At 67.2% G+C, this 24544-nt stretch carries 19 protein-coding genes; 13 read left to right on the top strand and 6 right to left on the bottom strand.

The features are described 5' to 3' along the window. Positions 1–62 precede the first annotated feature (62 nt). Positions 63–266 carry a dodecin family protein gene (locus tag AC5YGJ_RS17405; protein ID WP_107231225.1) on the top strand — a complete coding sequence of 68 codons (204 nt, stop codon included), beginning with the start codon at positions 63–65 and terminating at the stop codon, positions 264–266. Between the two features lie 6 nt (positions 267–272). Here AC5YGJ_RS17405 and AC5YGJ_RS17410 read toward each other — a convergent pair whose 3' ends face one another. Then, the gene (locus tag AC5YGJ_RS17410) at positions 273–1100 is read right to left on the bottom strand and encodes a kinase (protein ID WP_496187257.1); all 828 of its coding nucleotides are present in this window, start codon (positions 1098–1100) and stop codon (positions 273–275) included. A gap of 40 nt (positions 1101–1140) precedes the next feature. Here AC5YGJ_RS17410 and pdxH point away from each other — a divergent pair, with 40 nt between their 5' ends. Next, positions 1141–1740: a pyridoxamine 5'-phosphate oxidase gene (gene pdxH, locus AC5YGJ_RS17415; RefSeq protein WP_496187258.1), complete on the top strand. Its 600-nt coding sequence runs from the start codon at positions 1141–1143 to the stop codon at positions 1738–1740. A gap of 190 nt (positions 1741–1930) precedes the next feature. After that, the gene (locus AC5YGJ_RS17420) at positions 1931–2401 is read left to right on the top strand and encodes a DoxX family protein (protein WP_107231222.1); all 471 of its coding nucleotides are present in this window, start codon (positions 1931–1933) and stop codon (positions 2399–2401) included. A 104-nt stretch (positions 2402–2505) separates the two neighbouring features. Here the strand turns inward: AC5YGJ_RS17420 and prpR are convergent, their stop codons facing one another. Continuing rightward, entirely contained in the window at positions 2506–4089 is a 1584-nt protein-coding gene (gene prpR, locus AC5YGJ_RS17425) for a propionate catabolism operon regulatory protein PrpR (protein ID WP_496187259.1), read from the bottom strand. A 157-nt stretch (positions 4090–4246) separates the two neighbouring features. Here prpR and prpB point away from each other — a divergent pair, with 157 nt between their 5' ends. From prpB to pbpC, 9 genes are all read left to right on the top strand, one after another. Continuing rightward, positions 4247–5140 (top strand): methylisocitrate lyase, encoded by an 894-nt coding sequence (prpB, locus tag AC5YGJ_RS17430; protein WP_107231270.1) that lies wholly within the window; start codon positions 4247–4249, stop codon positions 5138–5140. A gap of 36 nt (positions 5141–5176) precedes the next feature. Beyond that, positions 5177–6334: a bifunctional 2-methylcitrate synthase/citrate synthase gene (gene prpC, locus AC5YGJ_RS17435; protein ID WP_008265338.1), complete on the top strand. Its 1158-nt coding sequence runs from the start codon at positions 5177–5179 to the stop codon at positions 6332–6334. A 97-nt stretch (positions 6335–6431) separates the two neighbouring features. After that, positions 6432–9050 carry a Fe/S-dependent 2-methylisocitrate dehydratase AcnD gene (acnD, locus tag AC5YGJ_RS17440; RefSeq protein WP_496187260.1) on the top strand — a complete coding sequence of 873 codons (2619 nt, stop codon included), beginning with the start codon at positions 6432–6434 and terminating at the stop codon, positions 9048–9050. Positions 9051–9144: 94 nt separating this feature from the next. Next, entirely contained in the window at positions 9145–9849 is a 705-nt protein-coding gene (locus tag AC5YGJ_RS17445) for a hypothetical protein (RefSeq protein ID WP_496187261.1), read from the top strand. 101 nt (positions 9850–9950) lie between these two features. Continuing rightward, the gene (locus AC5YGJ_RS17450; protein WP_496187262.1) at positions 9951–10193 is read left to right on the top strand and encodes a ribbon-helix-helix domain-containing protein; all 243 of its coding nucleotides are present in this window, start codon (positions 9951–9953) and stop codon (positions 10191–10193) included. Positions 10194–10270: 77 nt separating this feature from the next. Then, on the top strand, positions 10271–11449 hold the full coding sequence (gene prpF, locus AC5YGJ_RS17455; RefSeq protein ID WP_496187263.1) for a 2-methylaconitate cis-trans isomerase PrpF: 1179 nt from the start codon (positions 10271–10273) through the stop codon (positions 11447–11449). Between the two features lie 124 nt (positions 11450–11573). Further along, entirely contained in the window at positions 11574–13034 is a 1461-nt protein-coding gene (locus AC5YGJ_RS17460; RefSeq protein ID WP_309338674.1) for a bifunctional 2-methylcitrate dehydratase/aconitate hydratase, read from the top strand. Positions 13035–13192: 158 nt separating this feature from the next. Beyond that, entirely contained in the window at positions 13193–18100 is a 4908-nt protein-coding gene (locus AC5YGJ_RS17465) for an alpha-2-macroglobulin family protein (RefSeq protein ID WP_496187264.1), read from the top strand. 61 nt (positions 18101–18161) lie between these two features. Beyond that, a complete protein-coding gene (gene pbpC / locus AC5YGJ_RS17470) occupies positions 18162–20531 on the top strand; it encodes a penicillin-binding protein 1C (protein ID WP_496187265.1) in 2370 nt (789 codons plus the stop codon). Positions 20532–20665: 134 nt separating this feature from the next. Here the strand turns inward: pbpC and AC5YGJ_RS17475 are convergent, their stop codons facing one another. Both AC5YGJ_RS17475 and AC5YGJ_RS17480 read right to left on the bottom strand, forming a co-directional pair. Next, on the bottom strand, positions 20666–21241 hold the full coding sequence (locus AC5YGJ_RS17475) for a ferritin-like domain-containing protein (protein WP_249843201.1): 576 nt from the start codon (positions 21239–21241) through the stop codon (positions 20666–20668). Positions 21242–21270: 29 nt separating this feature from the next. Beyond that, on the bottom strand, positions 21271–21753 hold the full coding sequence (locus tag AC5YGJ_RS17480) for a peroxiredoxin (protein WP_496187266.1): 483 nt from the start codon (positions 21751–21753) through the stop codon (positions 21271–21273). A 261-nt stretch (positions 21754–22014) separates the two neighbouring features. On the opposite strand from AC5YGJ_RS17480, the gene AC5YGJ_RS17485 reads away from it, so the two are divergent. Continuing rightward, positions 22015–22902: a DnaJ C-terminal domain-containing protein gene (locus AC5YGJ_RS17485; RefSeq protein WP_249843203.1), complete on the top strand. Its 888-nt coding sequence runs from the start codon at positions 22015–22017 to the stop codon at positions 22900–22902. Positions 22903–22992: 90 nt separating this feature from the next. Here the strand turns inward: AC5YGJ_RS17485 and pilH are convergent, their stop codons facing one another. Further along, a complete protein-coding gene (gene pilH / locus AC5YGJ_RS17490; RefSeq protein ID WP_005410644.1) occupies positions 22993–23364 on the bottom strand; it encodes a twitching motility response regulator PilH in 372 nt (123 codons plus the stop codon). Between the two features lie 88 nt (positions 23365–23452). Beyond that, positions 23453–24448: a YhdH/YhfP family quinone oxidoreductase gene (locus AC5YGJ_RS17495; RefSeq protein WP_496187267.1), complete on the bottom strand. Its 996-nt coding sequence runs from the start codon at positions 24446–24448 to the stop codon at positions 23453–23455. Positions 24449–24544: the final 96 nt, after the last annotated feature.

The raw sequence follows: 24544 nt of genomic DNA on the forward strand, positions 1-24544 counted from the left end.
ACGTTCTTCACGTCAGGGTGGTGGTTCCTGCGGGGGTTCCCGCGCCAGCTGGAGTACAGCCCATGTCGGTCGCCAAGGTCATCGAAATCACCGCCTCCTCGCCGAAAAGTGTCGAGGACGCCGTACGCAGCGGTTTGAAGAAGGTCTCCGAGACGGTCAAGGGCATCCAGGGCGCCTGGGTGAACGAGACCAAGGTGGTGACCAACGGCAGCGGCGAGATCACCGAATGGCGGGTCAACCTGCGGGTGACCTTCCTGGTCGAATAAGCGCGTTCAGCGCAGTGCCTGCACCTGGCGCTGGCCGTCCAGCACCACCACGTGGTCGGCCAGCGCCGGCAAGGCCTGCAGCGCCTGCCGGCTGACCCGCTCGTAGTACTGCACGAAGCGCTCCAGCTGTGGCCGGCTCATGCCGTGCCGGCCCGGCTGTGCGGCCTGCAGGTTCTGCTCCTGCTGCCAGCGCCAGCGCGGCACCACCGAAAAATCCGGCGGCTGCAGGAACCACAGGCGGTCGCAGCGCTGCCACAGCGCGGGGTAGTCGCGGGCCAGCGCCTGGTTGCACCAGCGACGCCAGCGGCCGTCGGCGTCGGCTTCGCGTTCCAGTGCGTTCAGCGGGCTGCGCAGCGCGTCGTCGGCCTGCGCCGGCGTGCCGAGGAACCAGCCTTCGAACACCAGCAGATCGAGCGGCCGTTCAATTCGCGGCCACTGCGCCTGGGGCAGGCGCTCATCGGCCAGCTTGTCGAAGCGGGGCAGGGCGAAGGGGTGCCGCGCGGCCACTGCGTCGAGCACGGCGTGGGCCAGTGGCAGGTCATGGGTGCCGGGTGGGCCACGGGTGATCAGCAGCGGATGCACCTGGCGGGCCAGCCGCTGGCGCTGGGCGCGGGTCAGGTAGACGTCATCGATGGACAGCGTCGCCGCGTTGAGGCCGCGCGCCTGTGCGCGCGCCACCACCTGTGCGGCCAGCGTCGATTTGCCGCTCCCCTGCAGGCCGCTGATCGCCAATACTGGAACCGCTGCGCCGCTGCCCAGCGCATCGTCCAGCGCCTGTTCGGCCAATGTTTCGGGGAATCCTTTCACCTGGGGCATATACGCAGCAGCGGCCATGCAGCCACAATAGCCCAATCCGTGTGAGAAGAACGCAATCATGAGCGACCTGTACGCCGAAGCCCTGTCCACGTTTGCTGGCCTGTTTGAAGAGGCCAAACAGAGCCGCGAGGTCGAGCCGAACGCGATGACCGTGGCCACCGCCGATACGCATGGCCGCCCCTCGGCGCGCACCGTGTTGCTGAAGGCGTTCGACGAGCGCGGCTTCGTGTTCTACACCCACCTGGACAGCCACAAGGGGCGGGAACTGCAGGCCAATCCGCAGGCCGCGCTGCTGTTCCTGTGGCGCAGCCTGCGCGAGGCCGGCATCCAGGTGCGCATCGAAGGCCGTGTCGAGCAGGTCGCCGATGCCGAAGCCGATGCCTATTTCGCCAGCCGCCCGCGCATGAGCCAGATCGGTGCATGGGCCTCGCAGCAGTCGAAGACGCTGGCGACGCGCGAAGAGTTCGATGCGCGCGTGGCGGAGGTCGAGGCACGTTTCCAGGGCCAGGAGGTGCCGCGTCCGGACGGCTGGAGTGGTCTGCGCGTGGTGCCCGACCGCATCGAGTTCTGGTACGGCGCGCAGTTCCGCCTGCACGAGCGCTGGTGCTATGAAGCCGGTGCCGAAGGGCGCTGGAGCAAGCGCCTGCTGTACCCGTAAGGCGGGATGGTGATGCTGGGGCTGCTGTAGAGCCGAGCCCATGCTCGGCTGCTCTTGGCGGCAGAGCGACCGCCGTCGAGCAAGCTCGACGCTACGGAGTGGGGTGTCGTGAACGGACCGGCCTGCTTCATCTGCGAGCAGGTCGCTGGCAGGCACACTCCGGCCGATGCCCTCGATCTGCGGAGTTGCCATGCCTGCCTGGCGTTGCCTGTTTGCCGTGCCGCCGCCGCGCCGCGGCGTGGAAGCGTTGCTGTTGTTGCTGGCCCGCATCGTGGCCGGGGTGATGTTCTGCGTCTCCGGCTGGAACAAGGTGTTCACCGATGCTGGGCGCGAGCGCATGGTGCATACGCTGGTCGAGGCGGGCATCCCGTTTCCGGTGTTCAGTGCGCCGGTGCTCGGGGCCATTGAATGGATTGCCGGTGGCCTGTTGGTGCTGGGCCTGTTGAGCCGCCCGTCGGCCCTGCTGCTGGCGGCGATCTGCGCGGTGGCGGCGCTGACAGACGGCATCGCGCGCATTCCGGCCGGGCTGGGCGTGCTGGATTGGCTGAGCTGGTTCTTCTATCTGAGCGAAGTGCCGCTGGGCGTGCTGTTGCTGTGGATTGCAGCGGTGGGCAGTGGCCGCTTCGCCTTCGACGCGCGCCGTCGCGCGCAGCTTCTGTAGCGTCGAGCTTGCTCGACTGCTCCTCCTGTAGAGCCGCGCCATGCTCGGCTGATTCTCCCCAGTCGAGCATGGCTCGACTCTACATAAGTCGAGCAAGCTCGACGCTACAGGCCCTCCGCGCGCAGCCAACGCCACAGCGTGGTGCGTGATACGCCCAGCGCTTGGGCCATGCCCTCGCGGTCATTGCGGTGTTCCTGCAGCAGTGCTTCCAGTTGTGCACGCGGCGGGCGCTTGCCGTTGCTTTCCAGCGGCAGTGCCGTCGCGCCTTCGCTTGTCAGCTCGGGCGCAAGCTGCCGCAGTCGCGCCGCGTCGATCTGCCCTTCACCGGGCTGCCAATGGATGCGCAGGCGATCCATCAGGTTGCGCAGCTCACGCACATTGCCCGGCCACTCGGCGGCGGTCAGCACCGCTAGGGCATCTTCATCCAGCGGCGCATCGACGCCACGCAGCTGGCGGAAGAAATGCTGGGCCAGCAGCGGGATGTCACAGCGCCGTGCACGCAGCGGCGGCAGGGCGATGCGCAGTGCCGCCAGCCGGTAATACAGGTCGCGACGGAAGCTGCCCGCTGCCGCGCGCTGCTCCAGTGATTGCAGCGTGGCGGCCACCACGCGCAGGTCGACCGGGGTGGGTTCGGTGGCGCCCACGCGCAGCACTTCGCGCTCTTCCAGCACCCGCAGCAGGCGGGTCTGCAGCGGCAGCGGCAGTTCGCCGATCTCATCCAGGAACAGCGTGCCGCCGTCGGCGGCCTCAACCAGGCCGACACGACCGCCGCGACGTGCGCCTGTGAACGCGCCATCGCTGTAGCCGAACAGCTCGGCCTCCAGCAGCGATTCACTGATCGCACCGCAGTTCAGCGCGACGAAGCGGCCGCGTCGGCCACTGCCCGCATGCAGCTGGCGTGCGACCAGCTCCTTGCCGGTGCCGGTTTCGCCGGTGACCAGCACGGTGCTGTCATGCGGTGCATACAGCGCGATCTGCGCGCGCACCTGCGCCATCGCCTCGCTGTCGCCGAGCAGGGCGTGGGCATCGTTGCGTGGTGTGGCGCGGCGGCGCGGCGCGGGCCGGCTGCCGCCAGAGCGGGCCAGGGTCTGGGTCAGTTCCAGTGCGTGCTCGAACGCCTGCCGTACCGAATCGGCCGAGTACAGCAGCACGCCCGGCAGGCCGGCTTGTTCGGCGTGGTCGATGGCCATGCCGGTGCCGACGATCACCTCGATACCGTTGGCGCGCAGGTCGGCGATGCAGTCGCGCGCATCCTCGCGGGTGACGAAGCGGCGATGCTCGATGTCCAGCCCGAAGCTCTGCTGGAAGTTGCTGAACACCGGCACGTCGCTGGCGTGGGTGACCAGGCCGATACGGCTGGCGATGCGCCGTGCCCGCGCCAGCGCCTCCATCAGGTCGAAGCCGTTGGCCTGGATCGGCACAAGTGGCAGTTCCAGCCGGCTGCGCAGCCAGGCGGCGTTGGAGCCACCGGCAATCACCACGTCGCAATGCTCGCGGCGCAGGCGCTGGCCGATCACCGACACCGCGTCCTCGAAGCCGAGATTGATCTGCTCGATGCGCGCGCGGCGGTCGAATTCGGGAATGACATCGCCGAGCAGACCGGTCAGGCGCGAGACGCTGACCGTCCAGATCACCGGGCGGCCCGGGTCGGCATCGGCGTGGCGCAGCGGGGAGCGGGGCAGGTACATGGCGGCGGGGAGGGGGGGGGGCGATGTTTCATGATACATCTGTTTCAATGTTTCATTCGTTTCAGCGCTGTAGTCCGGTCATCCCCGTGAAATCAACGGCTTGCAGCTTGGCATGGTGTTTGCGCCCACCTACCCGTTCTCCAAACTGGATTGCCGCATGACCGCTTCCACTCCATTCTCTGCCGGTGCCCGCTTCCGTGAGGCGCTGGCTGCCGAATCGCCGCTGCAGGTGATCGGCGCGATCAACGCCAACCACGCACTGCTGGCCAAGCGCGCCGGGTTCCGCGCCATCTACCTGTCCGGCGGCGGTGTCGCTGCCGGTTCGCTGGGCCTGCCGGACCTGGGCATCAACACCCTGGAAGACGTGCTGATCGACGTGCGCCGCATCACCGATGTCTGCGACCTGCCGCTGATGGTGGACATCGACACCGGCTTCGGCCCGAGCGCGTTCAACATCGCGCGCACCGTGAAGTCGCTGATCAAGGCCGGCGCGGCCGCCTGCCACATCGAAGACCAGGTCGGCGCCAAGCGCTGCGGTCACCGCCCGGGCAAGGAAATCGTCTCGCAGGGTGAAATGGTCGATCGCGTGAAGGCCGCTGCCGATGCCAAGACCGATCCGGACTTCTTCCTGATCGCGCGCACCGACGCCATCCAGGTGGACGGCGTGGACAAGGCCATCGAGCGTGCCATCGCCTGCGTCGAGGCCGGCGCCGACGGCATCTTCGCCGAGGCCGCCTACGACCTGGACACCTACCGTCGCTTCGTCGACGCGGTGAAGGTGCCGGTGCTGGCGAATATCACCGAATTCGGTGCCACCCCGCTGTTCAGCCGCGATGAACTGGCCTCGGCCGGCGTCGCCATCCAGCTGTTCCCGCTGTCGGCGTTCCGCGCCGCCAACAAGGCCGCAGAGAACGTCTACCAGGCGGTGCGCCGCGATGGCCACCAGCGCAACGTGGTGGAGACCATGCAGACCCGCGAAGAACTCTACGACCGCATCGGCTACCACGCCTTCGAGCAGCAGCTTGATGCACTGTTCGCCGCCAAGAAATAAGCAGTACCCTGCACCATCAAGTTTTCGGAGGGAAACATGAACGATACGACCGCAACCCCGACCTTCAAGCCGAAGAAGTCCGTCGCCCTGTCCGGCACCGCTGCCGGCAACACCGCGCTGTGCAGCGTGGGCCGCAGTGGCAACGACCTGCACTACCGCGGCTATGACATCCTGGACCTGGCCAACACCAGCGAATTCGAGGAAATCGCCTACCTGCTGGTGCACGGCAAGCTGCCGACCCGCGCCGAGCTGGTCTCGTACAAGGCCAAGCTGAAGTCGCTGCGTGGCATTCCGGCCGCAGTGAAGGCCGCACTGGAAGAACTGCCGCCGTCGGCGCACCCGATGGACGTGATGCGCACCGGCGTATCCGTGCTCGGCTGCGTGGCACCGGAGAAGGATGACCACAACCATCCGGGCGCGCGCGACATCGCCGACAAGCTGATGGCCTGCCTCGGCTCGATGCTGCTGTACTGGTACCACTGGAGCCACAACGGCCGCGCCATCGACGTGGAAACCGACGACGACTCGATCGGTGGCCACTTCCTGCACCTGCTGCACGGCGAAAAGCCGCAGGATTCGTGGGTGAAGGCGATGCACACCTCGCTGATCCTGTACGCCGAGCACGAGTTCAACGCCTCCACCTTCACCTGCCGCGTCATCGCCGGCACCGGCAGCGACATGTACAGCGCGATCTGCGGTGGCATCGGCGCACTGCGTGGCCCGAAGCACGGCGGCGCCAACGAAGTGGCGTTCGAAGTGCAGAAGCGCTACGACAACCCGGATGAGGCCGAGGAAGACATCAAGGCCCGCGTCGAGCGCAAGGAAGTGGTGATCGGTTTCGGTCACCCGGTCTACACCGTCTCTGATCCGCGCAACAAGGTGATCAAGGACGTGGCCCGCGAGCTGTCCGAAGAACAGTCCAGCATGAAGATGTACGACATTGCCGAGCGCCTGGAGTCGGTGATGTGGGACATCAAGAAGATGTTCCCGAACCTGGACTGGTTCAGCGCCGTCAGCTACCACATGATGGGCGTGCCGACCGCGATGTTCACCCCGCTGTTCGTGATCGCACGCACCGCCGGCTGGAGCGCGCACATCGTCGAGCAGCGCATCGACGGCAAGATCATCCGCCCGAGCGCCAACTACATCGGCCCGGAAGACCGCGACTTCGTCGCCATCGACAAGCGCGTCTGATCCACCCGCTGTACCCATCCGGCCGGCCCTGCGCCGGCCGGATGCATTCGCCGCCGCATTGCCGGCACCCGGCCCGCCCCAAGTACTCCGCCAGCCCATGAATACCGATTACCGCAAGAACCTCCCCGGCAGCACGCTGGACTATTTCGATGCGCGTGCCGCCGTCGATGCGATCCAGCCCGGCGCCTATGCCGCGCTGCCGTACACCTCGCGCGTGCTGGCCGAGAACCTGGTACGCCGCTGCGATCCGGCCACGTTGGCCGCTTCGCTGACGCAGCTGATCGAGCGCCGTCGCGACCTCGACTTCCCGTGGTTCCCGGCGCGCGTGGTCTGCCACGACATCCTGGGCCAGACCGCGCTGGTGGACCTGGCCGGCCTGCGTGATGCGATCGCCGACAAGGGCGGCGACCCGGCCAAGGTGAATCCGGTGGTGCCGGTGCAGCTGATCGTCGATCACTCGCTGGCGGTGGAGTGCGGTGGTTTCGATCCGCAGGCGTTCGAGAAGAACCGCGCCATTGAAGACCGCCGCAACGAAGACCGCTTCCACTTCATCGACTGGACCAAGCTGGCGTTCCAGAACGTGGATGTGATTCCGCCGGGCAACGGCATCATGCACCAGATCAACCTGGAGAAGATGTCGCCGGTGGTCTACGTGCAGGACGGCGTGGCGTTCCCGGATACCTGCGTCGGTACCGACAGCCATACCCCGCACGTGGACGCGCTGGGCGTGATCGCCATTGGCGTGGGCGGCCTGGAAGCGGAGAACGTGATGCTCGGCCGCGCCTCGTGGATGCGCCTGCCGGACATCATCGGTGTCGAGCTGAGCGGCCGGCCGCAGCCGGGCATCACGGCCACCGACGTGGTGCTGGCGCTGACCGAGTTCCTGCGCAAGGAACGCGTGGTCGGTGCGTACCTTGAATTCTTCGGCGAGGGTGCCGCGGCACTGACCATCGGTGACCGCGCCACCATCTCCAACATGTGTCCGGAATACGGTGCCACTGCGGCAATGTTCTACATCGATCAGCAGACCATCGACTATCTGCGCCTGACCGGCCGCGAAGAGTCGCAGGTGGCGCTGGTGGAGAACTACGCGCGCAGCACCGGCCTGTGGGCCGATGCGCTGGCCACCGCGCAGTACGAGCGCGTGCTGCGCTTCGACCTGTCCAGCGTGGTGCGCAACATGGCCGGGCCGAGCAATCCGCATCGCCGTCTGCCGGTGTCCGAGCTGGCCGAGCGCGGCATTGCCGATGAAGCCAAGCTGGAAGCCGGCAAGGCCGAACAGGCCCAGGGCCTGATGCCCGATGGCGCGGTGATCATCGCCGCCATCACCAGCTGCACCAACACCTCCAACCCGCGCAACGTGATCGCTGCCGGCCTGCTGGCGCGCAAGGCCAATGAACGCGGCCTGCTGCGCAAGCCGTGGGTGAAGTCGTCGCTGGCACCGGGCTCGAAGGCAGTGCAGCTGTACCTGGAAGAGGCCGGCCTGCTGCCGGACCTGGAGAAGCTCGGCTTCGGCATCGTCGCCTTCGCCTGCACCACCTGCAATGGCATGAGCGGCGCGCTGGACCCGGCAATCCAGCAGGAGATCATCGACCGCGATCTGTATTCGACGGCCGTGCTGTCGGGCAACCGCAACTTTGACGGCCGCATCCACCCGTACGCGAAGCAGGCCTTCCTGGCCTCGCCGCCGCTGGTGATCGCCTACGCCATTGCCGGCACCGTGCGTTTCGACATCGAGAAGGACGTGCTGGGTGTGGACGCCGATGGCAACAAGGTGCGCCTGAAGGACATCTGGCCGAGCGATGCGGAGATCGACGCCGTGGTCAAGGCGGCGGTGAAGCCGGAGCAGTTCCGCAAGGTCTACAACCCGATGTTCAACGTGCGCGTGGAGCATGGCGCGGCGGTCAGCCCGCTGTACGACTGGCGCCCGCAGAGCACCTACATCCGCCGCCCGCCGTACTGGGAGGGCGCACTGGCCGGTGAACGCACCTTGGCCGGCATGCGCGCGCTGGCGGTGCTGCCGGACAACATCACCACCGATCACCTGTCGCCGTCCAACGCGATCCTGGCTTCCAGCGCCGCCGGCGAATACCTGGCGAAGATGGGCCTGCCGGAAGAAGACTTCAATTCCTATGCCACCCACCGCGGTGACCACCTGACTGCGCAGCGCGCCACCTTCGCCAATCCGAAACTGTTCAACGAGATGGTGCGCAACGACGACGGCAGCGTGAAGCAGGGCTCGCTGGCGCGCGTGGAGCCGGAAGGCAAGGTGATGCGCATGTGGGAGGCGATCGAGACCTACATGGAGCGCAAGCAGCCGCTGATCATCATCGCCGGTGCCGACTACGGTCAGGGCAGCTCGCGTGACTGGGCCGCCAAGGGCGTGCGCCTGGCCGGCGTGGAAGCGATCGTGGCCGAGGGCTTCGAACGCATCCACCGCACCAACCTGATCGGCATGGGCGTGCTGCCGCTGGAGTTCAAGCCGGGCACCACCCGCCTGACTCTGGGCATCGACGGCACCGAGACCTTCGACGTGGTCGGCGAGCGTACCCCGCGCGCCGACCTGACCCTGGTCATCCACCGCCGCGACGGCCAGGACGTGATCGTGCCGGTCACCTGCCGCCTGGACAGCGACGAGGAAGTAGCGATCTACGAAGCCGGCGGCGTGCTGCAGCGCTTCGCCCAGGACTTCCTGGAAGGCGCCAAGGTGGCGTAAGGCAGCTGGTGGCTACCTTGTGTCGAGTTGCCGCCATGCTGGCTTCGGCCCGCATGGCGGTGGTCACAGAGGAGAGGGGCGTTGCCCCATCTGCATGGGAACGGCGTTCTACAACATCGCAGGCACGGTCAACACGGCCTTTATTCTTCTGAGCCTGTTGGGTGTGGGCGCGCAGTTGCGACTGGTGCGCAGCCGCCGGGAACGTGCGGGCGCGACTGACAGCGCCACTTCAGTGCTGTCGCTGAACCAGTTCACGGTCAGCTTCCTGGCGTACCTTTCGTTCTTCATCTACGGCTACAGCGTCACACCATTCAATCACTTCATTGTCTGGCCGCGCCTGCTCGCATCGATACTGGTCATGAGCATCCTGGTGGAGATCTGGCGTGACCGCCGAAGTGGCTCCGCCACGATCAGCCTGCTGGCAGCCGTGCTGCTGTTGATCTGCGCGCTGGCCGGTCTGGCTTGGGGCAACCGTCACGTGGATGAGGGCAGGGCAGTGGCCGGCGCGATGATTGTGGTGATCACCGCCTTGCTGGCGCAGGGCTACGTGCACCAGATTCTGCTGATCCTGCGCAATGGCCACACCGGTGCCGTGTCGCTGCGGATGAGTCAGTTGATTCTGCTGATGGACCTGTCCACGATCGTATTTGCCTTCGCCATGGGCCTGCGGATGGGATGGCCTTTGCTGCTGCTGGCCGTGGTGAGCGGAAGTACCAAACTGGCCATCCTGTATCTGTTCCATTGGCAGCAAGGGACGTCAGCGCGGGCGCGGCGAAGTCATGCTGAGGCGCCTGCCTGATGGCAAAGACTTCTTCATGCAAAGGCTCGCGCTTTCTGTACTTGTCGTGGCCTTTGGTGCCTCGCAGACTGTCGCGTGACAGTTCCGCAGTGGAGGTTTGCATGGTCAATATCAAAGTGATACTGACAGATGAGCTCAGACAATTCGTGGACCAGGAAGTTCGTGAAGGCGACTATGCCAGCGCTTCCGGGTACGTTCGTGACCTTGTCCGTCAGCGGCGGCGAAGCAAGGCTGAAGACCTGCTGCGCCAGTTGATCGCGGAAGGCGTCGCTTTGGGGCTTCCTGCCCCTCTGCCCCCGGGGCACTTCCAGAAGCTGCTTGAACGCGCATCGAATCGAGAATGAAGCCAGTACATCCGGCCCACCGCAAGTCGGTGCACGGCTCCCCAGGAATTGTTTCACTGCACACAGGAACCCGATCCATGACCTTCCTCCCGCAACTCCGTATTCCCGCAACCTACATGCGTGGTGGCACCAGCAAGGGCGTGTTCTTCCGCCTGCAGGACCTGCCCGAAGCCGCGCAGGTGCCGGGCGCTGCTCGCGATGCGCTGCTGATGCGCGTGATCGGTTCGCCCGATCCGTATGGCAAGCACACCGACGGCATGGGTGGTGCAACGTCCAGCACCAGCAAGTGCGTGATCATCTCCACCGCTTCTGTGCCGGACCACGATGTGGACTACCTGTACGGCCAGGTCTCGATCGATACCGCCTTCGTCGACTGGAGCGGCAACTGTGGCAACCTCAGCACTGCGGTCGGCCCGTTCGCCATCGCCAATGGTCTGATCGATCCCGCGCGCGTGCCGCGCGAAGGCCTGTGCACCGTACGCATCTGGCAGGCCAACATCGGCAAGACCATCATCGCCCACGTGCCGATGCGCGATGGCGAAGTGCAGGAGATCGGCGATTTCGAGCTGGACGGCGTGACCTTCCCGGCCGCCGAGATCCAGCTCGAATTCATCGATCCGTCCGATGATGGCGACGCTGGCGCGATGTTCCCGACGGGCAATCTGGTGGACACCCTGGAGGTGCCCGGCGTCGGCAACTTCGAAGTGACCATGATCACCGCCGGCATCCCGACCATCTTCCTCAATGCCGCCGACCTGGGCTACACCGGTACCGAGCTGCAGCCGGCGATCAACGAAGACAAGGCAGCGCTGGAGCGCTTCGAGACGATCCGCGCCTACGGCGCCTTGCGCATGGGCCTGATCAAGAACCTGGAAGACGCGGCGACCCGCCAGCACACGCCGAAAGTGGCCTTCGTGGCACCGGCACAGGACTACGTATCGTCCAGCGGCAAGGCCATCCCGGCCTCGGCCATCGACCTGCATGCGCGTGCGCTGTCGATGGGCAAGCTGCACCACGCGATGATGGGTACCGCCGCCGTGGCGATCGGCACCGCAGCAGCGATTCCGGGCACGCTGGTCAATCGCGCGGCCGGTGGCGGCGAACGCGAAGCAGTCACCTTCGGCCATCCCTCCGGCACGTTGCGCGTAGGTGCGCAGGCCGGGCTCGTTGACGGCCAGTGGACGGTGACCAAGGCGATCATGAGCCGCAGCGCCCGTGTGCTGATGGAAGGCAAGGTGCGGGTGCCGGCCGAGTGATGCATTGGTAAACGCCAACCAAGGTTGGCGACTACCTGGCCGCAGAGACCGATTGCTTTGGTAGATGCCAACCTTGGTTGGCAGGGCGCACGGGCAACCGTGCACCGCAACGAGGAGATCGATGATGTCCGACAGTCACACCCCATCCAACGAGCGTGCAGCGTGGGATGCGCTGCTGGTGGACATCGTCGATTACGTGCGTGATGCCCGCATCGACTCGCCGCTGGCGTTCCAGACCGCACACCACTGCCTGCTCGACACGCTCGGGTGCGGGCTGGAGGCACTGTCCTTCCCGGCCTGCAGCAAGCTGCTCGGGCCGCTGGTCCCTGGCATCAGCGTGGTGAACGGCGCGCGGGTGCCGGGCACGCACTACGTGCTGGATCCGGTGCAGGCTGCCTTCAACCTGGGCGCGATGGTGCGCTGGCTGGATTTCAACGACACCTGGCTGGCCGCCGAGTGGGGCCATCCTTCCGATAATCTTGGCGGCATCCTGGCCGTCTGCGATTGGCTGGGGCGCAACGCGCAGGCGCTGCGCCGCCCGCCTCCGACCGTGCACGACGTGCTGCTGGCGATGATCAAGGCGCACGAGATCCAGGGCGTGCTGGCGCTGCGCAATGCCTTCAACCGGGTCGGGCTGGACCATGTGCTGCTGGTCAAGGTGGCCACCACGGCGGTGGTGGCGCAGCTGCTCGGGCTGGATCGCGAACGCATGCTCAATGCACTGTCGCTGGCCTGGGTCGATGGCCAGGCGTTGCGCACCTACCGGCACGCGCCCAACACCGGCTCGCGCAAGAGCTGGGCGGCGGGCGATGCGACCAGTCGGGGCGTGCGCCTGGCGCTGATGGCGGCCAGCGGCGAAATGGGCTACCCCAGCGTGTTGAGTGCGCCGACCTGGGGTTTTGAAGCCGTATCCATGCATGGCGAGCGTGTGACGTTGGGGCGTCCGCTGGGCAGCTACGTCATGGAGAACGTGCTGTTCAAGATCAGCTATCCGGCCGAATTCCATGGCCAGACCGCAGTGGAGGCGGCGATCACGCTGCACCAGCAGCTGCGCGCGATGGGGCGGCGGGTCGAGGACATCGCGCATATCACCATCCGCACCCAGGAGGCCTGCATCCGCATCATCGACAAGCAGGGGCCGCTGCATAATCCGGCCGACCGCGACCACTGCGTGCAGTACATGGTCGCCATCGCGTTGCTGCACGGGCGGCTGGTGGCCGAGGACTACGAAGATGACGTGGCCGCCGATCCACGCATCGACGCACTGCGCGCGAAGATGGCCTGCCATGAAGACCCGCAGCTCAGCGCCGACTACCTGGACCCGGACAAGCGCAGCATCGGCAACGGCCTGAGCGTGCGCTTCACCGATGGCGCTGAACTGCCCGAGGTGCGGGTGGAGTATCCGCTCGGCCACGCCCGTCGCCGCGCCGAAGGCATTCCGCTGCTGATGGACAAGTTCCGCCGGCACCTGGCCCATCGCTTCCCGACCGTGCAGCAGCAGCGCATCCTGGCCGCATCGCTGGACCCGGTGGCGCTGGCGGCAATGCCGGTAACCGACTACGTGGACCTGTACCTGCCGGGGTAGGGCGCGCCTGGGTAGTTGCCAACCTTGGTTGGCACGGCCGACGCCAACCAAGGTTGGCCACTACCGGGTCCCGGGCGGAACCGGGTTTCCGACCGCCGGGGCGTCAACACCTTGACGCGGCGCGCCTATAATGGCTGCCTCGATCAAGGAGTGACGACATGAGCGGTCCGGCACGGCGGAAGCGGTGGGGATGGGCGGCGGCTGTACTGGCAGGAGGCCTGTTGCTGGGCCTGGCCGGCTGCCGCAATGACAGCGGGCAGCTGCCCAAGGCCAGCGGTGAAGCCATCACCACCCAGGCCGAGCAGGTGAAGGAGTTCACCCTGCTGCGCGCCTACCCGGACCAGAAGAATGACGGCCTGTCGCTGGCGCTGGAGTTCTCGCGCCCGCTGGTCGGCACCCAGGACTTCGACAAACTGGTGCGCTTCGAAGAGAAGGTCGGTACCGACGACAGCAGCTGGACCCTGTCCGATGACGGCCTGACCCTGCGCTACCCGTTCGTCGAGGCCGGCAAGGAGTTCAGCCTGGTGGTCTCGGCCGACCTGCTGGCCGCCGATGGCAGCCGCCTGGGCAAGGAGCTGAAGCAGAAGGTGTTCAGCGGCGAGCTGAAGCCGGTGGTCGGTTTCGCCTCGCAGGGCAGTGTGCTGCCGGCCAAGGACAGCCGCGGCCTGCCGGTGGTCTCGGTGAACGTGCCGGAGGTCGACGTCGAGTTCCTGCGCGTGCGCGAGAAGGACCTGCCGACCTTCTTCAGCCAGTACCAGCGCGGTGGCCGCCGTGGCAGCTGGGAACTGAGCAGCGACTACGAGCGCAGCCCGATCAACAAGCTGGCCGAGCCGGTCTACGTCAACCGCTTCATCCTCGGCGGCAAGCAGAACGAGCGGGTGCTGACCTACCTGCCGACCCAGGACATCAAGGAACTGCAGGAGCCGGGCCTGTACTTCGCCCTGCTCAAGCGCACCGGTGATTACGAGGGAGAGTTCGATACCGCGTTCTTCTCGGTCAGCGACATCGGCCTGCACACCCGGGCGTACAAGGACAAGCTGTTCGTGCACACCGCCGGCCTGAAGGACGGTGCGCCGCTGAAGGGTATCGACCTGCGCGTGCTCGATGCCAAGGGCGAGGTGGTACTGAAGGGCAGCACCGACGGCAACGGCAATGCGCTGCTGAACTACACCCTGGATGCCACCCACGTGCTGGTCGCCAGCAGTGGCAAGGACACCAGCTTCCTGCCGTTCAACCAGCCGGCGCTGGACCTGAGCGAATTCGCCGTGGCCGGCCGTGACAACGCCTGGTTCGATGTCTATGCCTGGTCCGGCCGCGACCTGTACCGCCCCGGCGAGACCGTGCGCCTGTCCGCGCTGCTGCGCGACAACGATGGCAAGCCGGTCAAGGCGCAGCCGGTGTTCCTGCGCCTGAAGCAGCCCGACGGCAAGACTTTCCGCGAGACTCGCCTGCAACCGGGCGAGCAGGGCTACATCAACTTCGAGCAGGTCATCCCCGCCGAGGCGCCGACCGGGCGCTGGCAGGTGGAATTCCGTACCGACCCGGCCAGCAAGGAAGCGATCCAGGGCATGACCCTGCGCATCGAAGAGTTCCTGCCCGAGCGCATGAAGCTGGACCTGGACAGTGCGCAGAAGACGCTGAAGCCGGGCGAGGAACTGCGCCTGCAGGCCAATGGCGCCTATCTGTATGGTGCGCCGGCCGATGGCAACCGCTTTACCGCGCGCATGGCCGTGGCGGCCGAGCAGCAGCCGGTGGAAGGCCTGCCGGGCTACTTCTTTGGTGACCCGACCCTGCAGCTGCCGCGCGAAGCCAAGGACGTGATCGATACCACGCTGCCGGCCAACGGCCAGCTGCGCGAGGACGTGGCATTGCCGGAAGAGGCGGCCAAGGCCAAGGCACCGATTGCCGTGGTGCTGTCCGGCAGCCTGTACGAAACCGGTGGCCGCACCGTCACCCGCACCCTGAAGCGGGTGATGTGGCCGGCCAATGCATTGGTAGGCGTGCGTCCGCTGTTCAACCCGGAAGACGGTGCCGATGCCAACGGCAATGCGCGCTTCGAGCTGATGCGCGTGGATGCGGCGGGCAAGCCGCAGCCGGCCAAGGGCCTGAAGATCACCCTGGTGCGCGAACTGCGCGATTACCACTGGACCTTCAACGACAACCGTTGGGACTACGATTTCACCCGCCGCTTCGAGAACAAGGAAACCCGCACGGTCGATGCTGGCAGCAGTGCGGTGGCCTTCGATGTGCCGGTGGAGTGGGGCGAGTACCGGGTGGACGTGTTCGATCCGTCCACCGGCCTGACCAGCCGCTATCCGTTCCGCGCCGGCTGGAGCTGGGGCGATGACAACCGCGGCCTGGACGCACGCCCGGACAAGGTCAAGCTGGGCCTGGACAAGACCGGCTACAGGGCCGGTGACACGCTTGAGGTGACGGTGACCCCGCCGCACGCCGGCAAGGGCATCCTGATGGTCGAGACCGACCGCATGCTGTACGTGCAGGACATCGACGCCAAGCCGGGTTCGACCTTCAAGATCCCGGTCACCGCCGACTGGGAACGCCACGACGTCTACATCACCGCGCTGGTGTTCCGTGGCGGCAGTGCGCCGAGCAAGATCACCCCGGCCCGTGCCGTGGGTGTGGTGCATGTGCCGATGGACCGCAAGGGCCGCACCGTGGCGGTCGGCCTGGCGGCGCCCAAGCAGATGCGCCCCGAGCAGGACCTGCCGGTGACGGTCAGCGCGCCGCAGCTGGCCGGCAAGATGGCACACGTCACCGTCTCGGCGGTGGACGTGGGCATCCTCAACATCACCCGCTTCCCGGTGCCCGATGCCGGCGCGCACTTCTTCGCCCAGCGTCGTCTCGGCATCGATGCCTACGACATCTACAGCCGGGTGATCGAGAGCTTCGACGGCGGCGCCGGCAAGCTCAAGTTCGGTGGCGACATGGCCCTGCAGGCGCTGCCGCAGGCCAAGCGCCCGACCGCGCGCGTGCAGACCGTGGACCTGTTCTCCGGCCCGGTGCAGCTCGATGCCAAGGGCATCGCCCGGATCCGCCTGAAGGTGCCGGACTTCAACGGCACCCTGCGCGTGTCGGCGCTGGTCTACAGCGATGACCAGTACGGCAAGCGCGATGTGGAAACCGTGGTGCGCGCCCCGATCCTGGCCGAAGCCAGCATGCCGCGCGTGCTCGCCCCTGGCGACCGCAGCACCGTCACCCTGGACGTGCAGAACTTCACCGGCAAGCCGGGTGCGTTCAACGTGCGGGTGGAAACCGAGGGCCCGCTGGCACTGGCCGAAGGCACGCGCAGCGTGCAGTTGAATGCCGATGCCAAGAGCACGCTCAGCTTCCCGCTGTCGGCGCGCGAGGGCCACAGCGTGGCCAAGGTACGGGTGCGGGTGGACGGCAACGGCTTCAAGGCCGACCGTCGCTATGATCTGCCGGTGCGCGCGGCGTGGCCGCAGGTGCTGCGTTCGCAGGTGCGCACGCTTGACCCGCTGGCTGCGGTCAGCCTCGACAACAGCCTCACCGAGGGCCTGATGGCCGAGTCGGTGAATGCCCGGCTGCTGGTCAGCCCGCTGCCGCCGATCCCGTTCGCCAGTGCACTGCAGGGCGCGTTGAACTATCCGTACGGCTGTGCCGAGCAGACCACCAGCAAGGGCTACGCCGCGCTGATCCTGGACCAGGCGACGTCGTCGATGCTCGGCGCCGACGGCCTGGATGCCAAGACCCGCCGTGAACGCATGGAAGGCGCGTTCGGCCGCCTGGCGTCGATGCAGGTGGCCAACGGCAACTTCTCGATGTGGGGTGACGACGGCTACGTGAACCCGTGGCTGACCCCGTACATCACCGAGTTCCTGCTTGATGCCAAGGACGCTGGTTTTGCAGTGCCCGACAATGTGCTGCAGAAGGCGCTCAACCGCCTCAGCGAGGACTTGCTGTCCGGTGGCAATCAGTTCTACGGCCAGGATGACCGCGAGAAGCTGAAGTTCGCCAACCAGGCCTACTCCGGCTACGTGCTGGCGCGGGTCAACCGAGCACCGCTGGGCACCCTGCGCACGCTGTACGACAACGAGCGCAGCAAGGCGGTCGGTGGCCTGTCGCTGGTCCATCTGGGTGTGGCGTTGTCGCTGCAGGGCGATGCCAAGCGTGGCCAGGCGGCGCTGGCAGCGGCCTTCGCCAAGTCCAGCAGTGAACGCCCGTCGTACTTCGGCGATTACGGCAGCGCGATCCGCGATGACGCGCTGATGATCGCGCTGACCCATGAGAACAAGCTGGCCAAGCCGGCCTGGGACGCGCGCGCGGTCGATCTCGGCCGTGGCCTGGATGCGCGCCGCAATGCCGGCTGGATGTGGCTGAGCACGCAGGAGCAGGTGGCCATCGCCCGCCTTGGCAAGGCACTGGCCGCCAACCAGAAGGCGCTGGTGTCCGGTGAACTGGTGATCGGTGGCAGCACTGAAGCGATCGGCGAGCGCAAGCTGTTCGGCCGCAACTTCAGCGCCAGCGAACTGGCCAGCGGCGTGCGCTTCACCCCGCAGGGCCAGCCGCCGATGTTCGCCAGCATCGATGTGGCCGGCATCCCGCGCAGCGCACCGGCACCGGACAACAGCGTGCTCGGGGTCGAACGCAGCTACTACGGCACCGACGGCAAGCCGTGGACGCCGCGTCCGCTGAAGGAAGGCGAGGCGCTGATCGTGCGCGTCACCGTCACCGCCGACACCCCGATGCCCGATGCACTGCTGACCGACCTGCTGCCGGCCGGCCTGGAGATTGAGAACTTCAACCTGGGCGATGCCAAGCAGTGGGCCGACGTGGTGGTCGATGGCATCACCATCAGCGACCGGGGTGAAGCGGCCGACACCAAGCACGAGGAGTTCCGCGACGACCGCTATGTGGCCGCGCTCAAACTCTCGCGCGGCAGCAAAGCCAGCGTGTTCTACCTGGTGCGTGCGGTGACCCCGGGCACCTACTCGGTACCGCCGCCGCTGGTGGAGGACATGTACCGCCCGCAGCTGCGGGGCGTCGGCCGCAGCAACCCGACCACGATCACGGTGGTGCAGCCGTGATAGCACGGATGGGCCGCGACGGCGCGGCCCGTCCTGCGGGCAATGTGCAATGAATGACGTAATGAAAAACCGGCTGGCGGCCCTGCGCCGCCGGCTGCGGCCGCTGTGGCCGTGGCTGCGCTGGGGCACCGCAGCGCTGCTGGCGCTGCTGCTGGTGCTGGATTTCGCCTTCCCGCCACCGCTGCCGAAGCAGCGTGACACCAGCACCTTGGTCGTGGCTGCAGACGGCACGCCGCTGCGCGCGTTTGCCGATGCCGAGGGCGTGTGGCGCTATCCGGCCTCGATCGACAGCGTCTCGCCGCTGTACCTGCAGGCGCTTCTGACCTACGAAGACCGCTGGTTCTGGAACCACCCAGGCATCAATCCGCTGGCGATCCTGCGGGCCAGCGGCCAGCTGCTGCGCGGCGGCCGTATCGTGTCCGGTGGCTCGACCCTGACCATGCAGGTCGCGCGCATCCTCGATCCGCACTCGCGCACACCGTGGGGCAAGCTCAAACAGATGCTGCGCGCGGTGCAGCTGGAAGTACACCTGAGCAAGCCGCAGATCCTGGCCCTGTATCTGGAGCGCGCGCCCTACGGTGGCACCATCGAAGGCGTGGAAGCGGCCAGCTGGGCCTATCTGGGCAAGCCGGCGGCGCAGCTGTCGCATGCCGAGGCCGCGTTGCTGGCGGTGCTGCCGCAGGCACCGAGCCGGCTGCGCCCGGATCGTCACCCGGAAGCGGCGCAGAAGGCGCGCGACAAGGTGCTGACCCGCATGGCCGAACTGGGTGCGTGGACGCCAGAAGAGGTGGAAGACGCGCGCATCGAGAACGTGGTGGCGCGCTCGCTGCGGCCGCCGCTGCATGCCGCGCTGCTGGCGCAGCGCCTGCATTCGGCGCATCCGGGCCAGGCGCGCATCCAGAGCAGCATCGACATCGGCCTGCAGCGTACACTGGAAGAGCGCGTGGCCAGTTACTTCTCCACACTGCCCGAGCGTACCTCGGCAGCGCTGCTGGTGGTCGACAACCAGACCCTTCAGGCACGTGCCTACGTCGGCACGCTGGCGTTCGGCGACCGCCAGCGGCTGGGTCATGTCGACATGGTGCAGGCCTGGCGTTCGCCCGGCTCCACGCTCAAGCCGTTCCTGTATGCCATGGCGCTCGATGATGGGCTGATCCATTCGGAAAGCCTGCTGGTGGATGCGCCGCAGAGTTTCGGCAGCTACCGGCCCGGCAATTTCGACATGGCGTTCAACGGACCGGTGGGCGCCTCCAGTGCGCTGCGGCTGTCACTCAACGTGCCGTCGGTGGACCTGTTGCAGCGGGTCGGTCCGGCGCGCTTTGCCGCGCGCCTGTCGCATGCCGGCATCCAGCTGCGCTTTCCGCCGGGCAGCACGCCCAACCTGTCGTTGATACTGGGCGGTACCGGCGCGCGGCTGGAAGATCTGGTCGGCGCGTTCGCCGCGCTCAACCGCAACGGCATCGCCGGCCGCGTGCGTTACACCGGCGACGAACCGATGATCGAACGGCGACTGGCCTCGCCCGGTGCCAGCTGGATCGTGCGCGAGATGCTGGAGTCGAATCCGCGGCCGGGCTACGGCATCGGCACCTTCGACGTCGGCGGGCGACCGCGCGTGGCCTGGAAGACCGGCACCAGCTATGGCTACCGCGACGCCTGGGCGATCGGCAGCACCCGCCACTACACGGTGGGGGTGTGGGTGGGGCGCCCGGATGGCACGCCGTTGCCGGGGCAGTACGGCGCGGTCACCGCGCTGCCGCTGATGTTCGAGGTGGTGGACAGCCTGCCGCGCCAGCGTGGTGACTCGGCGGCTGCGCCGATGCCGGCCAGCGTCAGCCAGGAAGACATCTGCTGGCCAACCGGCGAGCGTGCCGAGGGCCTGCCGGCTGCGCTCTGCCAGCGCAGGATGCCGGCCTACCTGCTTGATGGCGCGGCACCGCCGACCTTTCCCGAGCGCGAAGCGCGGCGCTGGCAGCCGGGCCGGCAACGCTATCTGGCCGATGCCAGCAGCGGATTGCGGGTGTCTGCCGATTGCCGCTTGCCGCATGAGGAAGTGGCGCGCGAGATCGCGCGCTGGCCGGCGTTGCTGTCACCGTGGCTGCCCAAGGCCACGCGCGAGGCCTCGCAGCTGCCGCCACTGTCGCCGGACTGCCGTGACGATGGCCGCGAGGCCAGCGTCGCACTGCACATCGATGGGCTCAACGATGGCGCCGCACTGGCGCGTGCACCCAACGCCGAACATGGCGTACGCCTGCAGTTGCGCGCGCTGGGCAGTGAGCAACGCGTGGACTGGTTGCTGGATGGTCGCTGGATCGCGCAGACCCATGGCGCGCAGCTGATGCAGCGCGAGTTTGCCGATCCCGGCACGCACACCCTGACCGCGCTGGCCGCTGATGGCGCGTGGACGCAGGTGCGCTTCACCGTCCTCCGGTAGGTGCCAACCTTGGTTGGCACGTCCCGTATGTTTGCCACGCTGTTGTAGAGCCGAGCCCATGCTCGGCTGCTCTTGCGACGCGTGTGCAGCGCTCAGCCGAGCATGGGCTCGGCTCTACAGGGAGCGTCAGACCGTCACTCCCCGATCCAGCCATCCAGCAGGTCGGCGAACTCGTCGGCGTGTTCCTCTTCCTGCGCCAGGATTTCCTCAAGGATGCGCTTGGTGGTGGTATCGCGGTCGCCGATGACGTTGATCATCTCGCGATAGCTGTCAATGGCGATGCGCTCGGCCACCAGGTTCTCGCGGACCATGTCGCGCAGGTCGCTGCCTTCCTTGTACTCGGCATGCGAGCGCGCGGTCAGCGTATCGGGGTTGAAGTCGGGTTCGCCACCGAGTTGCACGATGCGCTCGGCCAGCTTGCCGGCGTGCGCCTGTTCCTGCTGTGCATGCTCCAGGAACTCGGCTTTCACCGCGTCGGCCAGCATGCCCTTGGCCATGAAGTAGTGCCGGTAGTAGCGCAGCACGCAGACGTACTCGGTGGCCAGGGCGTCGTTGAGCAGCTTGATCACCACCTTGCGGTCGGCGCTGTAGCTGTCGGTGATCGCACCATCCTCGATGTTGCGCCGGGCACGCTCGCGCAGGGTCTTGCGGTCGCTGATGCCGGGAATCTTCGCTACGGGTTTGGGGGCTTTGGCTGGCTTGCTGGACATGGCGGGCCGTTTCCTCTTGCGGTGGACAATCAGGTGGGCAGGTGCTCCAGCACGTACTCGGCCGAAGACACTTCGAACTGGCCGGGCTGTTCGACCCACGCCGCGCGCACCACGCCATCGACCACGTACAGGGCGAAGCGGCGCGAGCGGATGCCCATGCCCGAGGCGCTGGCGTCGAGTTCCAGGCCGAGCGCGCGGGTCAGTTCGGCGTTGCCGTCGGACAGCATCAGCAGGCCGTCGGGCACGTTCTGTTCGGCGGCCCAGGCCTTCATCACGAACGGATCGTTGACGGCCATGCAATAGACGTCGATGCCGCGCTGGCGGAAGTCCTGGAATTTTTCGACGAAGCCGGGCAGATGGCGCGCCGAGCAGGTGGGGGTGAACGCACCGGGCACGGCGAACAGCACCACCTTGCGCGCATCGAACAGCGAATGCGTATCGAGCGTTTCGACGCCCTCGCGGATGCGCTTGAGGGTCACTTCAGGAATGCGGTCGCCGACGTGGATGGTCATGGGGAACTCCTTGCAGGGGCAGGCTAGGGGACCGGATGGGACAGGGGCGTCAAGACATTGGAAACCCGGTGTGCAGGCTCCATCTTCAGGCCTCGCGGCGCAGGCATCCAGCCACAGTCTGGGGCAGGGCGATGGCCGCCGCATTGCGCAGGATCAGTCGGCCTCACCGGGGCCGCACGAGGGGCGGAGTAGCATCGCCGGCGCGTAGAATGAACCCGGGGCGGCGCCACCGGCGCGGCCGAAGCGAATCGAGGTAGCTGGATGGAATTCAAGGATTACTACGCCACCCTAGGGGTGGAACCGAGCGCGGGCGAGGCGGAGATCAAGACCGCCTACCGCCGGCTGGCACGCAAGTACCACCCGGACGTCAGCAAGGAGGCCGGGGCCGAAGACAAGTTCAAGGCGGTCAATGAGGCCTACGAGGCACTGCGTGACCCGGAGAAGCGCGCGGCCTACGACCAGTTGCGCGCACAGGGCTACCGCCCGGGCGAGGAGTTCAACGTGCCGCCGAACTACGGCGGTGCCGGCGGCTTCAACTTCGAGGAAGTGTTCGGCGGCGGTGGCGCCAATGGCGGCTTCAGCGACTTCTTCGAGAGCCTGTTCGCCCGCCAGCGCGGCGGTGCCGGCCCGGGTCCGGGCTTCAGCAGCCAGGGCCATGCGCCCAATCGCGATACCCGCGCCAAGCTGTCGGTACCGCTTGAGGCGGCCTACAGCGGCGACAGCCTGCGCATCACCGTCAACGGCAAGCAGCTGGACGTGCGCGTGCCCAAGGGCATCCGTCCGGGCCAGGTGATCCGGCTGGCCGGGCAGGGCAACCATGGCGGCAACCTGCTGCTGGAAGTGGAGTACGCCGCACACCCCCAGTTCGAGGTCGATGGCCGCAACATCCTCTACACGCTGCCGGTCACTCCATGGCAGGCGGCGCTTGGCACCAGCATCAGCGTGCCGACCCTGGGCGGGGCGGTGGAGCTGAAGATCCCGGCCGACTCCGATGCCGGCCGCAAGCTGCGCCTGCGCGGGCGCGGCCTGCCGGGCAGCCCGGACGGCGATCAGATCGTTGAACTCGAGATCGTGGCTCCGGCAGCGACCGACGAGGCGCAGAAGAAGGCCTACCGCAATCTGGCCAAGGCGTTCGGCGAGACGATCTGAGACCTGGGTCCGCACGCCTTCCGGTAGTGCCGGCCGCTGGCCGGCAGAACAAAAGCGTGCCAACCAAGGTTGGCACCTCCCGGAGCAGCCTCAGCCCTGGCCGGCGAACACCCGTTCCAGCACCTCGGACAGCTCGTCTTCCGAGAACGGCTTGGTGATGTAGGCCTTGGCGCCCTGGCGCATGCCCCACATGCGGTCGGTGTCCTGGTCCTTGGTGGTCACCAGGATCACCGGGATATGCCGGGTCGCCTCATCGCGGGCCAGCGTGCGGGTGGCCTGGAAGCCGTTGAGATTCGGCATTACCACGTCCATCAGGACCAGGTCGGGCAGCTCGGCCTTGGCGGTCTCGACCCCGGCGGCGCCATCGGTGGCGGTCAGGATCTGGTGCCCGAGCTTCTCGACGATGCGCTGTATCCCCAACAGCTGCGACGGTGAGTCGTCGACGATCAGAATGCGTGCCATGTTGTTCCCCAGGTAATGCCCGCAGTGTAGTGCGGGCACATTACCGGCGGGAGGGGCACGCGTGCCGTCCGTCGCCTGCCTGCGACGTTCAGTCGATCCGCACCACGGTACGGCCCAGCGAACCGCCGGCCAGCATCCGCTCGAAGACGGCCGGCAGGCCATCCAGGCCGACTTCGGCGGTGCAGATGCGGTCCAGGTGCTGCGGCTTCCATTGGTTGCCCAACCGCGCCCAGACTTCTTCGCGCAGTCCGCGCGGCGCATTGGCCGAGGACACACCCAGCAGCGACACGCCGCGCAGGATGAACGGCATCACCGTCATGTCCAGCGTCGGGCTGGCGGCCAGGCCCGCACTGACCACGCTGCCGTAGGGCACGGTCTGCGCCAGCAGGCTGGCCAGCATGTCGCCGCCGGCATTGTCCAGGCCACCGCCGAAACGCGCCGACTGCAGCGGACCGGTATCGGCCAGCGCTTCGCGCGGCAGCACCTCGGTGGCACCGATGGCGCGCAGGAAGTCGGCCTGGTCGGGCTTGCCGCTGACTGCATGCACCGTGTAGCCGGCACGGCTGAAGATCGACAGGGCCAGCGCACCGACGCCGCCGCTGGCGCCGGTGACCGCCAGCGGGCCCAGTTCCGGGGTCTGCCGGTTGTCCTGCATGCGCAGCAGGGCCAGCGCCGCAGTGAAGCCGGCGGTACCCAGCACCATCGCTTCGCGCGGGCTCAGCCCGGCCGGCTGCGCGATCACCGCGCTCGATTCCAGCCGCACGTACTGGCTGTAGCCGCCATCACGGGTCTCGCTGAGGCCGCAGCCGGTGGCCAGCACCGCGTCGCCTTCACGCCAGGCCGGGTCGGTGCTGGCAACCACGGTACCGGCCACGTCGATGCCCCCCACCAGCGGAAAGCGGCGCAGGATCCGGCCCTTGCCGGTACCGGCCAGTGCGTCCTTGTAATTGACCGAAGACCACTGCGCGCGGATCAGCACCTGCCCCGGGTTGAGATCGTTGACATTGAGCTGGGCCAGGCCGCTGCGGTAGCCGGCGTCGTCGTTTTCAATACGGAAGGCGGTGAACGGGGTGGTGGGGGCCATCGGCGCTGCCTGACTTCGAGGAAAACGCCACCTTACCCCGCCGGGCCCCTTTCGATCCTGCCGATCCGCCCCATCTTGTATGATCGGTAATGGTTT

This window comes from Stenotrophomonas sp. CS3K5 (genome assembly GCF_059515225.1).

Coding starts and splice junctions, on each gene's coding strand:
- acnD (WP_496187260.1), top strand. CDS start 6,432: ATGAATACCGATTACCGCAAGAACCTCCCCGGCAGCACGCTGGACTAT.
- AC5YGJ_RS17485 (WP_249843203.1), top strand. CDS start 22,015: ATGGAATTCAAGGATTACTACGCCACCCTAGGGGTGGAACCGAGCGCG.
- AC5YGJ_RS17460 (WP_309338674.1), top strand. CDS start 11,574: ATGTCCGACAGTCACACCCCATCCAACGAGCGTGCAGCGTGGGATGCG.
- AC5YGJ_RS17450 (WP_496187262.1), top strand. CDS start 9,951: ATGGTCAATATCAAAGTGATACTGACAGATGAGCTCAGACAATTCGTG.
- prpF (WP_496187263.1), top strand. CDS start 10,271: ATGACCTTCCTCCCGCAACTCCGTATTCCCGCAACCTACATGCGTGGT.
- prpC (WP_008265338.1), top strand. CDS start 5,177: ATGAACGATACGACCGCAACCCCGACCTTCAAGCCGAAGAAGTCCGTC.
- AC5YGJ_RS17405 (WP_107231225.1), top strand. CDS start 63: ATGTCGGTCGCCAAGGTCATCGAAATCACCGCCTCCTCGCCGAAAAGT.
- prpR (WP_496187259.1), bottom strand. CDS start 4,089: ATGTACCTGCCCCGCTCCCCGCTGCGCCACGCCGATGCCGACCCGGGC.
- AC5YGJ_RS17495 (WP_496187267.1), bottom strand. CDS start 24,448: ATGGCCCCCACCACCCCGTTCACCGCCTTCCGTATTGAAAACGACGAC.
- pbpC (WP_496187265.1), top strand. CDS start 18,162: ATGAAAAACCGGCTGGCGGCCCTGCGCCGCCGGCTGCGGCCGCTGTGG.
- pilH (WP_005410644.1), bottom strand. CDS start 23,364: ATGGCACGCATTCTGATCGTCGACGACTCACCGTCGCAGCTGTTGGGG.
- AC5YGJ_RS17480 (WP_496187266.1), bottom strand. CDS start 21,753: ATGACCATCCACGTCGGCGACCGCATTCCTGAAGTGACCCTCAAGCGC.
- AC5YGJ_RS17465 (WP_496187264.1), top strand. CDS start 13,193: ATGAGCGGTCCGGCACGGCGGAAGCGGTGGGGATGGGCGGCGGCTGTA.
- pdxH (WP_496187258.1), top strand. CDS start 1,141: ATGAGCGACCTGTACGCCGAAGCCCTGTCCACGTTTGCTGGCCTGTTT.
- AC5YGJ_RS17475 (WP_249843201.1), bottom strand. CDS start 21,241: ATGTCCAGCAAGCCAGCCAAAGCCCCCAAACCCGTAGCGAAGATTCCC.
- AC5YGJ_RS17445 (WP_496187261.1), top strand. CDS start 9,145: ATGGGAACGGCGTTCTACAACATCGCAGGCACGGTCAACACGGCCTTT.
- AC5YGJ_RS17410 (WP_496187257.1), bottom strand. CDS start 1,100: ATGGCCGCTGCTGCGTATATGCCCCAGGTGAAAGGATTCCCCGAAACA.
- prpB (WP_107231270.1), top strand. CDS start 4,247: ATGACCGCTTCCACTCCATTCTCTGCCGGTGCCCGCTTCCGTGAGGCG.
- AC5YGJ_RS17420 (WP_107231222.1), top strand. CDS start 1,931: ATGCCTGCCTGGCGTTGCCTGTTTGCCGTGCCGCCGCCGCGCCGCGGC.